A 14,445-nucleotide genomic window follows, 5' to 3' on the forward strand; every position below is an offset into this window, starting at 1 on the left:
ACTTACAATGCAAAAACGGTGCCAAATATGTTCCAGCAAGGAAACAACCCTTCCAACACGCTTCCGTGCATTTTTTTGCATGGTCTGCAAAAAAATGCAGGCAAAATTATTCAAGTTGATGTTTTTCCATCTTGTAATAGAGTGACCGTACAGAGATTCCGAGTCTTTTCGCGGCCTCTGTTTTTATCCCTTTCGTTTCGGTAAGAACCGCATGTATATAGTCTCTTTCTCTTTCGGCAAGATATTCACTCAAATTACTCTTGAATAACTCCTTATTCACTTCAATTTCTTCAGAGCCAATGTTTTTTGACTTCTTTACTGGCAAGGGAACATTCTGAAGTTCGGTTGCTCCAAGATTCATATAAATCATTGCTCGAGCTAAAACATTCTCAAGCTCACGAACATTCCCAGGCCAATCATACTCTTGAAAATCGGAAAGAACAAGCTTCGAAATCGATTGAATATTTCGGCCGAAATCTTGGTTTAATTTCTGTATAAGATATGTAGCTAAGGGCGCCAAGTCATTTATACGTTCACGTAAAGGTGGTATTCGAATTGGTAATTTATTTAATCGATAGTATAAATCCTCTCTGAATCGCTTCTCATGGAGCGCGGCATAAAGATCAACATTTGTTGCAGCTATCACTCGTACATCCATTGCAATTGGCTTTGTCCCTCCTACACGGACAATTTCTTTTTCTTGTAAAACGCGTAATAATTTCGCCTGTGTACTTTGAGATAATTCACCAACTTCATCCAAGAAGATGCTTCCTCCAGCCGCTTCTTCAAATAAGCCCTTTTTACCCGTTCTTAACGCACCTGAAAATGCCCCCTGTTCATAACCAAATAATTCACTCTCTAACAAAGACTCTGTAAGAGCCGCACAGTTAACCCTTACAAATGGCTGCTTTCGACGCTCGCTCTCGTTGTGGATCGCGTGCGCAAATAGCTCCTTTCCGGTCCCTGTTTCCCCCAGTAGTAAAATTGGTAAAGACGTCTCTGCTCCAAGCTTTGCTTGGTTAATCGCTAATGACATTCCTTCCGAAGAACCAACAATGTCATCAAATGAATAGTTTGCTTCTAAACTGGCTAATTTTCTTTTTGCTTGACGCAACTGACTAGTTATTTTATTTAACTCTGACACATCATGTATAACGCCAACGCTTCCTTTTAAATGGCCATCCACAACAACTGGAGCTACGTTAACTACTACATCTTGTTTCCTTGGACCAAGCTTCAATCTAGCTCCTCGAACTGGTCTTTCTGTTTGTAACACTTGCATATGGATGCTCTCGCCTTCAGATATGTCTGTCGTTGCTGGTTTACCTACTATCTGTTCTGGTAAGAGCCCTGTCATTTTTGTATATGCTGGATTAATCATTAAGCCCGTGCCCTTTTCATCAACAACAGAAATCGCATCATTTGATGAATAGATAATAGCTTCAAGCATTGTCTGGATACTACGTAAGTCCGTAATTTGTTCGGCCATTTGTGTCGCTTCGGTGACATCTTTAAAGATCGCAATGGCCCCTGTGCCTCGTCCATTATGTATTAGGGGCATTCTCGTCGTGACAATCGTTGTGCCATTTGCAAATGTTTGCAACTGATTATACTCTGGTTGCTTCGTTCTAATTACTCGAGGCAATCCACTTGAAGGAAGCAACTGTTGTATAGCGGCACCAATACTAGAATTCATTTGAATATCAGCCATTTGTGCTGCAGCTTCATTCATATACTGGACTGTCGCATCAACGTTCACAATAATCATACCGTCTTCAATTGCATCAATGGCTTTTTCCATAAGAAGATGGCCATCAATTGCAGAAAATATGAGACTCCACGCATACTCAAAATGAACATGCTTACCTTCTATCCCTGTATCTTCTTTGGCAATGACAATATCAGCTTCACCACCATCATCCATCTCCACTTCGATGGAACAGTTCGCTATGTTATTTTCACGCGCAATCCGCTTGAGCTCATCATCTTCTGAGATAATAAAAAGCACCTTTACTACACGAAGTTTCATTATCAATACAAGTAGACGCTGTGCTTCAATACCCTCACCAACGAAGATTGCTTTTTTCAAGACATCACCTCATTTTAAAAATTAGGACTTGGTCTTACGTGCTGATGTCATTTATTTTAAGTATCGTATAATTAAGCTAATGATGCAAGAACAACGTGTACATTCTCATGAATCTGTTCTACAATAGAATCAGCACATAGAAAGAAAAGAGGGGTTTCATGGGCAGACTCATTGCTTTATGCATCTTACTTGTCCCTATTATTGGTGCTGGTTACGGCATTAAACTCATACGTGATTCTTTTTTCTTTATCCAACTAACTCCCTACCCAAATATTTGGATTCAATTCTTAGCAGGCCTTGTCTTTTTTTTCCTCGGTCTATTTTTCATGGCCGGATTTATTTTCCATCGAGATAAAAAAAGAGGGAAGGTGAAGGTATCTTCATCGTTATTTAATAAAAAGGCATAGCTAGCTATGCCTTTTTATTTGTCCCTTAAACCCAAATTTTCAATCCATCGAAAAAATGGCATCTGTAATCCCCTTGTTTTTTTAAAGAAAAGCATCCCCATATAAGCAAATACCAATAAAACAAGTAACAAGTAAACAGGAGTATTAATGACAGAAACAAACCAGATAGCCATCATTGTCCCAACTAATAAAGCACCATTTATCCCAAAAGAAGCCTGTCCTTCTCCTTCGAGTACAAACACAATATAAAGAACTGTTACACCATATAATACATCTGTGAACGCCGGCACTTCTATAAAAAAGCAACTCATGATTAAGAATAAAAGGCTTACTTTCCACAGACGCAATGGTTTTTCATTAGCTACTTTGCACACAAGAGGAAAAACAAGGAACACTAATATCGTTGTAGCTAAATTTATTATTCCTAATGTTTCCGACCTCCATAAAATGTACCAAGAAAATAAGGCTGCGGTCGTTCCCATTACGATCATTACTGGGTGCTTTATCTTAAACGGTTGCATCGCGAAACAATCATTTTTGTCACAATAAAATCCGATTGTCCAAATCACCGTTGCATAAAAAAGTGCTGCATATGAGAAAAATATATTTTCGCTAGCAACGTATCCACAAAGCACTGAATAACTAAATAAAATAAACGCTCCTAAACTATAAGGCAACTCTTTCCCTTTACTCATTGCCGTCCAGGTAGCATCTGCAAAACCGGCCATCAATACAATAGCAATTAACGGCAACATTAAAAAAAGGGCCACATATATCCACATGACTAATCCTCCTCTCTTTTTCTTTTCAGGAAAACCTTTATTAATTAGTATGAGAATCTATACATGAAATTAGCCATTGACGCACAAAAAAAGCAAGCGCTAATCAGCACTTACTTTTATTTTCGTTAGCTCACTTTATGTTCGATGCGGAGTTTGTCAGCTACCATCGCAATAAATTCAGAGTTCGTCGGTTTTGCTTTTGAATGACTGACTGTGTAACCAAATAATGTGGAAATGGAATCAATATTCCCTCTACTCCAAGCCACTTCAATTGCATGACGGATTGCTCGCTCAACTCTACTTGCCGTAGTATTAAACTTCTTAGCAATATCGGGATAAAGTACTTTTGTTATCGACCCCAGTAATTCAATGTCCTTATAAACCATTGTAATGGCTTCTCGCAAATACATGTATCCTTTAATATGAGCAGGCACTCCAATTTCATGAATAATGCTTGTGATACTTGCATCCAAGTTAATTTGTCTTCCTTCATTACGAGGTGCGCTAAATGTTAACGAAGAGGATTTTGCTCTTGTTAATTTATTACCGCCAATTTCTCTGATTTTATCCATTAAAGCGTCCATATCAAACGGTTTTAGTACATAATAAGCCGCCCCAAAATCTACAGCACGTTTTGTTACGTCTTCCTGCCCAAAAGCAGTTAGCATAATAATTTGTGGTTTTTTTGCCTTCTGACTTAATCGCTCAAGAACAGCCAATCCATCTAAATGAGGCATAATAATATCGAGAAGCAACACGTCAGGAGCCTTTTCTTCTACAACAGTTAAGCACTCTTGTCCATTATAAGCAGTACCCACAACTTCCATATCATTTTGAGCACCCACGTACTCACTAAGTAAATGAACCAACTCTCTGTTATCATCTGCGATGCAGACTGTTACATTACTCATTTATTCTTCCCCCAGTTCCTTTTGGTGTACTTAATCGATTCGACAAAGGCTCATACATTCCTTTAATTAATTTCAAATAAGCCGATTTATTAACAAAAAAGCATTTATTCTCTTAAATACTCTCTTTTTCGACATATTTCAAAACTTTATCTCTTCTCTTTCTTTTATTGTAACAAAGAAATGTGCAGAGTCGTGTATTTTATTCGTTGAAAAGCAAAAAATAGCTAAAACGAGTCATTAACTCGCTTTAGCCTCTAGAAGACCGGTATGAATTCCTGCTTCTTCAAGCATCCAGCCTATATGACATCCATACCCTGATGTCGGATCGTTAACAAATACATGAGTTACAGCACCAATAAGTTTGCCATCTTGAATAATTGGGCTTCCACTCATGCCTTGTACAATTCCCCCAGTTTCTTTTAACAACGTGGGGTCTGTTACTTTGATAACCATACCTTTTGTCGCTGGCTTATCCTGATTAATGCTCGAAACAATTTCAACATCAAATTGTTCAACCTTTTCATCATTTAAAACCGTCAATATTTTCGCTGGTCCTTCTTTTACTTCTGCCGCAGTTGTAATTGGAAGCGGTGTGTCATATAAGTTATTTTCCAATTGATTACGATGAAGTTCACCATAAATGCCCAGCGGACTATTTTTATTAATCGTACCTAAAACATCTTTGTCTTTAGAAATACTCGCAAGCTTTTCCCCTGGCTCACCATGAATCCCTTTTGAAATGGATGTAACAGAAGAACGCATCACTTGACCATCATGTACGGCAACCGGCTTTTTTGTATCAATATCTGAAATAACATGACCTAAAGCACCATATTTTTTACTTTTTGGTTCAAAGAACGTCATTGTTCCTACACCAGCGGCAGAATCACGAATGTATAAACCTAAACGATATAAGTGATCCCCTTTCGCTTTTTCAGGTTTAATTATTGTTTGAATCGCATGACTGTCTCTAATGACTTCAACGTTAAGTTCTTTGTCAGATTCTCCTGCATCTTGAACAAACTTTGATACTTCATTCATCGAATGCATTTTTATCCCATTAATTTTAGTAATCATATCACCAACTTCAATTCCTGCGAACTCACCAGGGGATTTTTGACCTTTGGTAGTCTCGATTAAATGATGGCCAACAACCAAAACCCCTTCTGTATTCAGTTTTACGCCAATTGATTGGCCACCAGGAATTACTTTAATTTCTGGAATAACATTTACATCAATTGCTTTTATCGGAAAATGACCAGCTTTCATAACGACTTCCGCTTTTCCTGACTCATTTCCCTGTATATATGTCTGATCACCGTCATTATAAGTGGACGCTACAACAACATTTTCAACATTTAATGATGCTGTAGTCGTTTCAAGTGCCAATTCGCTTCCTTGAAACATCGTAATACTAGTCGGAACTTCAATGAATTGCTTAACCTGTTGTGACAATCCTAGTGAAAAAACACATAATAAAAGCATAACCCCAATTACAATTCGTGCACCCTCTTTTTTCAAACCGTTCACTCCTCGCTCCCAACCCACACCTCCATGCTGGCTGTACTATTAATGTTGCCTCGAGAAGCCATATTTATAACCGATGAAAAAAGAAAAAGCCACCCAATATGGGCAGCATTTCTATGGATGAACTTTCTTCTTTTTTGCTTGATCAAGTAACTCCTGTGCATTTTTTCTTGTTATTTCAGTTACTTCAACACCAGATAACATTCTTGCTAACTCATTTACCTTCGTTATGCCTGTCAAAGATTGCACATTTGTAATTACCCGGTCGCCCTGTTCTTCTTTTGAAATGTATAGATGCTGATCGGCCATCGCAGCTACTTGGGGCAAATGAGAAATGCATAGTACTTGAGATCCATTTGATATGCGTTGAATCTTCTCAGCAATTGCTTGAGCAACCCTGCCACTCACACCTGTATCTACTTCGTCAAAAATAACAGATGTCACCGCTCCATTAGCAGAAAAGATCGATTTCAGAGCCAGCATAATCCTTGATATCTCTCCACCAGAAGCGACTTTAGCTAAAGGCTTAATTGGTTCCCCAGGATTCGTTGAGATCATAAATTCGACTTTATCTTGACCATCTTTATGAAAGGAATGCGGTCCATTTGAATGAAAAGCAACATGGAATTTTGTTTTCTCCATGTATAAATCCCTTAGTTGAATCATAATGGCATCTTTTAAGTAAGCAGCCGCAGCTTTACGTAAATCCGTTACAGTTTCTGCTTCTAATTCTAAGTCAGCGATCATTGCTTGATGCTTTTCTTCTAATTCTTTCATCCGATCATCTTTATTTGATATGACTTCAAGCTCCTCTTCAATTATAGCCGCATACTCAAGGATCGCTTCAACTGAATCCCCGTATTTTTTCTTAAGCTTATCGATTTCAGCAAGACGAGCTTCAACCTGTTCCAGCGTGACAGGATTAAAATCAACATTATCCAACGCTTCACGAATTGAATAAGTTGCCTCCTCAAACATGTAAAAACTAGAGGAAGCTTGTTCATATAACGGCTTGATATCTTCATCAATTGAAGCTGCCGTTTCAAGATGAGAAAGCATGCCGCTAATAAAATCTAATCCTCGTTCTTCCCCATACAAGTGTTCATAACTACGCTTTAATGCTTCATAAAGCTTTTCACTATTCGCCAGTTTAAAACGATCAGCTTGGAGGCGTAAATCTTCTTCAGGTACTAATTTCGCTTTTTCTATTTCTGCTAATTGATACGTATATAAATCCGTTTTTTGAGCAATTTCTTGCGCATTTTGATTTAATTCTTTCATACGCTTATCCAACTTTAGGACTTGATCATATAATTTGCGATATTCCGCTAATGCTTTCGTTAACTCTTTTCCACCAAATCCATCTAATAAATCTAAATGTTCTTCAGGATGCATCAACGATTGATGTTCATGTTGACCATGGACATCAATTAATGATTGTCCAATTTCTCGAAGTGAGCCAATTGTCATTAATTTTCCATTTATACGGCAAATGCTTTTTCCTGCCTCCGTAATATCACGTCGTAAAATCAACATTCCTTCTTCTAGGTCAATGCCTAAAGACTCAAGTTTATTAAAAACAGGGTGAGATGGTTCTAGAGAGAATAAACCCTCAATTTCAGCGCGCTTTTCTCCGAATCGAACAAATTCTGCTGATCCTCTTCCTCCAAGTAGTAATCCTATGGCATCAATAATAATTGATTTGCCAGCTCCTGTTTCACCTGTTAATACCGTCAATCCTTTTTCAAAAGGAACTGTTAACGATCGGATAATGGCAAAGTTTTTAATGGATAGTTCCATTAACATGTGAAAATCGCCACCTTTTAAAGCATATTTAAAAATCGATCGGACACTTCTCGACCTTCTTCTTCAGTCCTACAAATAATTAAAATTGTATCATCTCCGCAAATAGTTCCTATCAATTCAGGCCAGTCTAGATTATCCATTAATACAGCAATCGCATTCGCATTCCCTGGCATAGCTTTCATAACCACAAGATTTCCAGCTTGGTTGATGCTAATAAAACTATCTGTTAGTGTCCGTTTTAACTTTTGCTGTGGGTTAAATTTTTGGTCAGCTGGTAAGCTGTACTTATAGCGACCATCTTGTAAAGGAACTTTTACAAGGTGTAGTTCTTTAATATCTCTGGAAACCGTGGCCTGGGTTACATTGTATCCATCACTTTTTAACTGATCCACTAACTCATCTTGAGTTTCAATTTCATGGTTTGTAATAATTTCTCTAATTTTGATATGGCGTTGTCCTTTAGTCATGCCATCACCTTACCTTAATTTTTAATCAACTCATTATTTCCTTCATTTGTCACATACTTATATTATCTACGGTTTACCCTGATTCATCAAGGTTGATACCATTTCTTTCCGCAAAAAAAGAAGGCAACTGCCTTCTTTTAATCATTTTTCAACATTTGCGAAGCAGAAACGATTGATTCAATCTCATTTGCAGTAATTGGTTGTGCAGTTTCCCCTTTACGTAAGTGTAGTAGGAATTCAACATTTCCTTCACCACCAGTTATAGGAGAAAAGTCAAGTTGCATCGTGTTAAAACCAAGTTGAATGGCGAAATCAATAATCTCACTTATCACTTGTTTGTGGATTTCAGGGTCCCGTACAATTCCTTTTTTTCCAACTTGTCCCTTTCCAGCCTCAAATTGAGGCTTGATCAGTGCACATACATCTCCACCATCCGCTAGAATCGTAAAGAGGGGTGCAAGAATAAGCCGCAAGGAAATAAAGGAAACATCTATTGTCGCAAAATGAGGTTGTCCCATTGTAAAATCTTCAGGTGTCGCATGACGAAAATTCATTCGCTCCATCACGTGAACACGCTCGTCTTGTCGAATCTTCCAAGCAAGTTGGTTATATCCTACATCAACTGCATACATTTGCGCTGCACCCTGTTGCAAGGCGCAATCAGTAAAACCACCAGTTGAAGCACCAATATCGAGCCCAACCTTCCCCTCTACATTAAAATCAAAAACGTTTAATGCTTTCTCAAGTTTTAAACCCCCACGGCTAACATACTTTAGGACATTTCCCTTGATTCGTAATGGAAGATCTGCATCAACTTTCATTCCTGGTTTATCTAATCGTTCTGTGCCGCTATAAATCAAACCAGCCATAATATTTCTTTTTGCCTTCTCACGGGTTTCAGCCATGCCTCTTTCGACGAGAAGAACATCCAAACGCTCTTTTTTTGCCATTCGTCTACGCCCTTTTTTGTTTCCTTGGAAGCATTTTAACGAGCGTATCCGCTACGTTTTCAGGTGTTAACCCAATCTCTTCATAAAGTTCACCAACACTTCCATGTTCGATAAACCAATCTGGAATACCTAAACGCTTAATTTCTACTTGCAGACTGCTTTCATTATAAAATTCCATAACTGCACTTCCAAAACCGCCTTGTAGCACCGATTCTTCAATTGTTAAGATCGGGGTCCCTTCTTCAGCTACTTTTTTAAGCATCTCTTCATCAAGTGGTTTAACAGAATTGGCATTGATTAAACGAATTGAGTGACCTGCTTGATTTAAACGTTCAATTGCTTTTTCAGCAACTGGAATCATTGTACCAAAGGTTAAAATCGTGGCATCATTTCCGTCTTGTAAAACTTCCCACTTTCCAATTGGCAATTGTTTTAAGCTTTGGTCCATTTTTACGCCTGTCCCATTGCCTCGAGGATATCTGACAGCAATTGGTCCATCATCATATTTAATTGCTGTATAGAGCATATGCTGCAATTCATTTTCATTACGCGGATTCAAAATAACCATATTCGGTAATGCACGTAAAAACGAAATATCAAACACACCTTGATGTGTTTCGCCATCTGCTCCCACTAAACCAGCGCGATCAATCGCAATTAATACATTGAGGTTCTGACGACAGATATCGTGCACAACTTGGTCATATCCACGTTGTAAAAATGTTGAGTATACAGCATACACTGGTTTCATTCCTTGCGTCGCAAGACCAGCCGACATCGTAGCTGCATGCTGTTCTGCAATCCCAACATCAATCATTCGATCAGGGAACTCTTTAGCAAACAAATCCAATTTTGAACCACCTGGCATAGCTGGTGTTACAGCCACCAAGCGCTCATCTTCTCTCGCAATCGTTCTAAGCGTATTTGCAAAGACGCTTGGATAACTTGGAGGCCCTGCTTTTTTAACCATCTCGCCGCTTTCAATTTTATAAGGTCCGGTACCATGCCATGCTCCTGTTGCATCTTCTTCTGCTGGTTTATATCCTTTTCCTTTTTTCGTAATGACATGAACGAGAACTGGACCGTTCGTTTTCTTTGCATAATTTAAATTTTGCTTTAAATCATCAAGATCATGTCCATCTACTGGACCTAAGTAAGTAAAGCCCATCTCCTCAAAAAAGATGCCTGATACGACCATATACTTCAAGCTGTCTTTTAAACGTTCTGCTGTATCTGCCAATTTCCCTCCAAAAGCAGGGATTTTCCGAAGCAATTGTTCCATTTCATCTTTTGCCTTTTGATACTTTCCAGCAGTCCGCAATCTGCCTAATATACTATGAAGCGCACCGACATTTGGCGCAATCGACATTTCGTTATCATTAAGGACAACAATTAAATTCTTTTGTTCGTGACCAATGTGATTTAACGCTTCTAATGCCATTCCCCCGGTAAGTGCCCCGTCTCCAATAATGGCTACGACACTCTCATCCGTCCCTTTTAAATCTCTAGCAGTCGCCATTCCCATCGCTCCAGAAAGGGATGTAGAGCTGTGACCGGTTTCCCAAACATCGTGTACGCTTTCATTACGCTTCGGGAACCCACAAAGCCCTTTATACTGGCGTAATGTATCAAACTGAGATGCACGACCCGTCAAAATTTTATGAACATATGCCTGATGACCAACATCCCATAAAAACTTGTCTTTTGGACTATCAAATAACTGATGCAAAACTAAAGTTAGTTCTACTACGCCTAAATTCGGCCCAATATGGCCGCCACTAACCGAAAGCTTTTCAATCAAGAATTGTCGAATATCAACAGCCAATTCTTCAAGCTGTTTATTCGAATAGTTCTTCAAGAAACTCGGATTATGGATTTCTTCAAGGTTCATCGACGAAACCCCCATTTTCTAATCTTCATTCTGTATCGTATATAACATATTTTGCTCTTTGTGATATATACCCCAAGTATAACAAAAACAAGCAGGCAAAGAACAGCGATAACCTATGCGGTTAAAAAAACCAGCCTGGAAGCTGGTTTTAGTGGTTGCGGCTGACTATGTAGTTGGCCAAATCCTCTAATAATGTACCTTGTAACCCAAGTTCTTCTAATGGCGCCATCGCTCTCTTGAAATGGGTCTCAAGCATCGCTTTTGCCCCATCCATCCCCAAAAGACCTGGATACGTACTCTTATCATTTAAAACATCACTTCCTATCGGTTTCCCGATCGCTAAAGCGTCTCCTTCAACATCAAGAATATCGTCTTTTATTTGAAACAAAAGACCAATTTCTTTTCCATATTGAGCTAATTTGAATGTTTCCGCCTCACTCGCTCCAGCAATCAAAGCCCCTGCTCGAACAGCATATGCAAGCAATTCGCCTGTTTTGCGCTCATGTATGGATTTCAGTTGATCGACGGTAACATGCTTGCCTTCTGCAAGCATGTCCGCAAGCTGACCCCCAACCATACCAGCTGCCCCAGCAGCTTTACTGAATGATGATATTAATTCGACTTTTACATCAGGACGTATATGTTCTGCATGGGCAATTAAGGCAAAACTTTGTGTTAGCAACGCATCACCAGCAAGAATCGCAGTTGCTTCACCAAAAACTTTATGATTTGTCGGTTGCCCACGTCTTAAATCATCATCATCCATCGCAGGCAGGTCGTCATGAATTAATGAATATGTGTGGACCATTTCAAGTGCAGAAGCCACTTCTAATCCATCTGTCATTGGTTTATTATAAGCATCTAATACAGCCATTAACAAAACTGGACGAACCCGCTTACCACCCGCTTCGAGTGAGTACAGCATTGCTTCTTTTAGTCGGTGCTCTGTTTCAAGATTGCTCACGTATTCTGGTAGACTTCGATCTATAAGCCTTCTTGCTTCTTGCAAAAAGGCTTCAAATAATGTGCTCACTCGCCTGCCCCCTTTTGTAAGTCCGTTTCGACCAATTCCCCGTCCTCATGCATAATTTGGTCAAGTTCAGTTTCAACCTTAGTTAATTTATCATGACACATTTTTGAAAGATCCATTCCTTCTTTAAAAAGTTCAATTGCTTTTTCCAAAGGTACGTCTCCTTCTTCTAATTGTTCTACGAGATCTTCTAGTTGCTTCATCGCATCTTCAAACGGCATATCTTTTTGCTTCTTCTCACCCATTTGTCTCACCCCCGCTGTCAATTTCATCTTTACCTGTTACTTTCGTGTAGATGCGACCATTTCTAAGCGTCACAGTAATCTGGTCATTTATATTTGCGTCGTGCACAGATTTAACTAACGTGTCGCCTCGGTAAGCAAGAGAATACCCACGCTCCATAATTTTAAGGGGACTTAACAACTCCAAATTTGAGATTAACGAGCCCAGTAATTGTTTTTTTTCGTTCAATTCAAGTCGCATCCCTCTTAACAAACGTTGTTCTTTGTCGTGATGCTCTTTTCTTAACTGTTGAAGCCGCAACCTTGGATGTTGTCTTGCAATGCTACGATGCAAATAGGTATACTTTTGTTTTTTTTCAAGTACATCCTGATGAATAATACGAGTTAACCTATCTAATAACTGGTCTAATTGCTGTTCTTTTTGTTCTACAAGTTGTTTTGGATATCGAAACGCATAAGAACGACTAATACGTTCTAGGCGAACTTTTTCTTTTTGCATTTGTTCTTGCAAATTACGTCGCAATCGTTGATTTAGCGCTTGTATGTGCGTTACTAACTCACGGTAATCCGGTACAGCTAATTCAGCAGCAGCCGTAGGAGTGGGAGCTCTTAAATCAGCCGAGAAATCGCTAATCGTAAAATCTGTTTCATGACCAACTGCCGATATTACAGGCGCCGAAGAAGAAACAATTGCACGAGCAACAACCTCTTCGTTAAATGCCCATAATTCTTCGATAGATCCTCCACCTCGACCAACGATTAAGAGATCAAAGATATTCGCAAGGCTTGCCTGCTCAATAGCTCGTACAATTGAGGAAGGAGCTGCATCTCCTTGAACTAAAACAGGCAGAAGAGTGACACGCACTTGCGGAAACCTTCGCTTTAGTGTTGTCATCATGTCTTTTATTGCGGCACCAGTTGGCGAAGTAATAATGGCTATATGTTTTGGAAAACGAGGGATCGCACGTTTACGTTCTTGTGCAAAAACCCCTTCTTCTTCTAATTGTTTTTTCAAACGCTCATATGCAACATGAAGACTACCTATACCATCAGGCTGCATTTCTTTGGCGTAGAATTGATATTGTCCATATGGTTCATAAACATTGATTTCTCCACGAATTAATACATTCATTCCATTTTCCGGTTTAAACCGCAAAAAACGATTATGCCCCGCAAACATAACTGCTTGCATTCGGGAAGCATCGTCCTTAATTGTAAAATACATATGCCCACGCGAGTGTTGTTTAAAATTAGAAACTTCACCGCGTATCCAAACTTCCGGCAATTGAGGATCATCTTCTAACAGCTGTTTAATGTAACGAGTGGCTTCACTAACTGTCCATGCTTGGTTCAATTCTCATCCTCCTTTCCTTCAATACCGCTTTTTTATCGGCTTAACAATTACTTGTTGTTGTCCGTTTTAATAGCAGCTTCATATGAATTTGATAAGACCCCATTCATAAAACGACCAGCGTCAATTCCTCCAAACGCTTTCGCTAATTCAATCGCTTCGTTTAAAGTAATATTCATTTGAATATCATCAATATACAACATTTCAAACAAAGACATTCTTGCAATCGCACGATCAACATGACCTAATCGGTCTAAAGTATACCCTTTTAAGTTTCCACTTAAATAAGAATCGATTTCCGCTTTATGCTCAAGTGTCCCATAAAGAAGCTGTTTATAAAAATCGCTTGGTTCTTCTTCGTCATTGAGCGTATTCTGAATCGCTTGGTCAACCTCAATTGTTGAGATCAAACTTAATTGATACAGCGTTTGAACAGCTCTAAGTCTTGCTACACGTCGGTTCATAGTTAACTCCTTTACCTTTTCGTCTTTATTAGTATAGCGTAAAACTACGCGTTCGTAAAAACAGAAAAGAACCGGCCAGGGCCGGTTCTTGCTCAGTCGCCTAACATTTTCTATTATGCTAATTCCGGATCGCTTTCAACGGGAGCCTCAGCAGATTCAAAATAAACGCCAACAACATGAACATTAATTTCATTAAGGCGAATAGCCGTCATTGTTTCAAGAGCTTGTTGAATATTAAGTTGAATGAGATTGGCTACTTCAGGAACAGCAGCCCCATAAGCGATAATAATAGAAACATCAACTACAATACCATCTTCGCTTAATTCAACCTTAACGCCTTTTCCATGATTCTTACGTCCAAGGCGTTCTGCAACATCTGCGGCAAAATTTCCACGCAGAGCCGCTACGCCTTCAACTTCTTGTGTAGCAATTCCTGCAATCACTTCAATCACTTCTGGAGAAATTTCCACTTTCCCTAGACCGCTTTTTTGCTCATCAAGCTCTAATAATTGGTGATCTTCCATTGTT

14 protein-coding genes are annotated in these 14,445 nt (G+C 39.1%); 1 reads left to right on the forward strand and 13 read right to left on the reverse strand.

What is annotated here, in order from left to right:
- Positions 1–106 precede the first annotated feature (106 nt).
- A complete protein-coding gene (locus BK584_RS05550) occupies positions 107–2,089 on the reverse strand; it encodes a sigma-54 interaction domain-containing protein (RefSeq protein ID WP_245808807.1) in 1,983 nt (660 codons plus the stop codon).
- Positions 2,090–2,247: 158 nt separating this feature from the next.
- On the opposite strand from BK584_RS05550, the gene BK584_RS05555 reads away from it, so the two are divergent.
- Positions 2,248–2,496, forward strand: coding sequence for a DUF2627 domain-containing protein (locus tag BK584_RS05555; protein WP_078391674.1), 249 nt, complete (start codon positions 2,248–2,250; stop codon positions 2,494–2,496).
- 14 nt (positions 2,497–2,510) lie between these two features.
- Here BK584_RS05555 and BK584_RS05560 read toward each other — a convergent pair whose 3' ends face one another.
- The 12 genes from BK584_RS05560 to BK584_RS05615 all read right to left on the reverse strand — a co-directional run bounded on the left by BK584_RS05560 (position 2,511) and on the right by BK584_RS05615 (position 14,441).
- Entirely contained in the window at positions 2,511–3,278 is a 768-nt protein-coding gene (locus tag BK584_RS05560; protein ID WP_078391675.1) for a hypothetical protein, read from the reverse strand.
- 125 nt (positions 3,279–3,403) lie between these two features.
- The gene (gene spo0A / locus BK584_RS05565; RefSeq protein WP_054708483.1) at positions 3,404–4,189 is read right to left on the reverse strand and encodes a sporulation transcription factor Spo0A; all 786 of its coding nucleotides are present in this window, start codon (positions 4,187–4,189) and stop codon (positions 3,404–3,406) included.
- A 237-nt stretch (positions 4,190–4,426) separates the two neighbouring features.
- Positions 4,427–5,710: a SpoIVB peptidase gene (spoIVB, locus tag BK584_RS05570; RefSeq protein ID WP_078391676.1), complete on the reverse strand. Its 1,284-nt coding sequence runs from the start codon at positions 5,708–5,710 to the stop codon at positions 4,427–4,429.
- Between the two features lie 120 nt (positions 5,711–5,830).
- Positions 5,831–7,522 (reverse strand): DNA repair protein RecN, encoded by a 1,692-nt coding sequence (recN, locus tag BK584_RS05575; RefSeq protein ID WP_078391677.1) that lies wholly within the window; start codon positions 7,520–7,522, stop codon positions 5,831–5,833.
- 17 nt (positions 7,523–7,539) lie between these two features.
- Positions 7,540–7,989 carry a transcriptional regulator AhrC/ArgR gene (gene ahrC / locus BK584_RS05580; protein ID WP_078391678.1) on the reverse strand — a complete coding sequence of 150 codons (450 nt, stop codon included), beginning with the start codon at positions 7,987–7,989 and terminating at the stop codon, positions 7,540–7,542.
- 137 nt (positions 7,990–8,126) lie between these two features.
- Positions 8,127–8,939: a TlyA family RNA methyltransferase gene (locus BK584_RS05585; RefSeq protein ID WP_078391679.1), complete on the reverse strand. Its 813-nt coding sequence runs from the start codon at positions 8,937–8,939 to the stop codon at positions 8,127–8,129.
- A gap of 4 nt (positions 8,940–8,943) precedes the next feature.
- Positions 8,944–10,830, reverse strand: a complete 1,887-nt coding sequence (gene dxs, locus BK584_RS05590; protein WP_078391680.1) for a 1-deoxy-D-xylulose-5-phosphate synthase — start codon at positions 10,828–10,830, stop codon at positions 8,944–8,946.
- A 148-nt stretch (positions 10,831–10,978) separates the two neighbouring features.
- Positions 10,979–11,863, reverse strand: a complete 885-nt coding sequence (locus tag BK584_RS05595; RefSeq protein ID WP_180320497.1) for a polyprenyl synthetase family protein — start codon at positions 11,861–11,863, stop codon at positions 10,979–10,981.
- Positions 11,860–12,105: an exodeoxyribonuclease VII small subunit gene (gene xseB, locus BK584_RS05600; protein WP_078391681.1), complete on the reverse strand. Its 246-nt coding sequence runs from the start codon at positions 12,103–12,105 to the stop codon at positions 11,860–11,862. Before xseB ends, BK584_RS05595 begins: the two co-directional genes overlap by 4 nt.
- Positions 12,098–13,456 (reverse strand): exodeoxyribonuclease VII large subunit, encoded by a 1,359-nt coding sequence (gene xseA, locus BK584_RS05605; protein WP_078391682.1) that lies wholly within the window; start codon positions 13,454–13,456, stop codon positions 12,098–12,100. The genes xseB and xseA overlap by 8 nt, the downstream gene beginning before the upstream one ends.
- Before the next feature lie 47 nt (positions 13,457–13,503).
- Positions 13,504–13,917 (reverse strand): transcription antitermination factor NusB, encoded by a 414-nt coding sequence (gene nusB / locus BK584_RS05610; RefSeq protein ID WP_078391683.1) that lies wholly within the window; start codon positions 13,915–13,917, stop codon positions 13,504–13,506.
- Positions 13,918–14,030: 113 nt separating this feature from the next.
- On the reverse strand, positions 14,031–14,441 hold the full coding sequence (locus tag BK584_RS05615; RefSeq protein WP_078391684.1) for an Asp23/Gls24 family envelope stress response protein: 411 nt from the start codon (positions 14,439–14,441) through the stop codon (positions 14,031–14,033).
- Positions 14,442–14,445: the final 4 nt, after the last annotated feature.

The organism is Shouchella patagoniensis (assembly GCF_002019705.1).
In the GTDB taxonomy this organism is placed as follows: Bacteria; Bacillota; Bacilli; order Bacillales; family Bacillaceae_D; genus Shouchella; species Shouchella patagoniensis.

Bases quoted from the DNA above. Each gene is read 5' to 3' on its own strand.
- BK584_RS05555 (WP_078391674.1), top strand. From the start codon at position 2,248: ATGGGCAGACTCATTGCTTTATGCATCTTACTTGTCCCTATTATTGGT.
- BK584_RS05585 (WP_078391679.1), bottom strand. From the start codon at position 8,939: ATGGCAAAAAAAGAGCGTTTGGATGTTCTTCTCGTCGAAAGAGGCATG.
- spo0A (WP_054708483.1), bottom strand. From the start codon at position 4,189: ATGAGTAATGTAACAGTCTGCATCGCAGATGATAACAGAGAGTTGGTT.
- dxs (WP_078391680.1), bottom strand. From the start codon at position 10,830: ATGAACCTTGAAGAAATCCATAATCCGAGTTTCTTGAAGAACTATTCG.
- BK584_RS05560 (WP_078391675.1), bottom strand. From the start codon at position 3,278: ATGTGGATATATGTGGCCCTTTTTTTAATGTTGCCGTTAATTGCTATT.
- BK584_RS05615 (WP_078391684.1), bottom strand. From the start codon at position 14,441: ATGGAAGATCACCAATTATTAGAGCTTGATGAGCAAAAAAGCGGTCTA.
- nusB (WP_078391683.1), bottom strand. From the start codon at position 13,917: ATGAACCGACGTGTAGCAAGACTTAGAGCTGTTCAAACGCTGTATCAA.
- xseB (WP_078391681.1), bottom strand. From the start codon at position 12,105: ATGGGTGAGAAGAAGCAAAAAGATATGCCGTTTGAAGATGCGATGAAG.
- ahrC (WP_078391678.1), bottom strand. From the start codon at position 7,989: ATGACTAAAGGACAACGCCATATCAAAATTAGAGAAATTATTACAAAC.
- recN (WP_078391677.1), bottom strand. From the start codon at position 7,522: ATGTTAATGGAACTATCCATTAAAAACTTTGCCATTATCCGATCGTTA.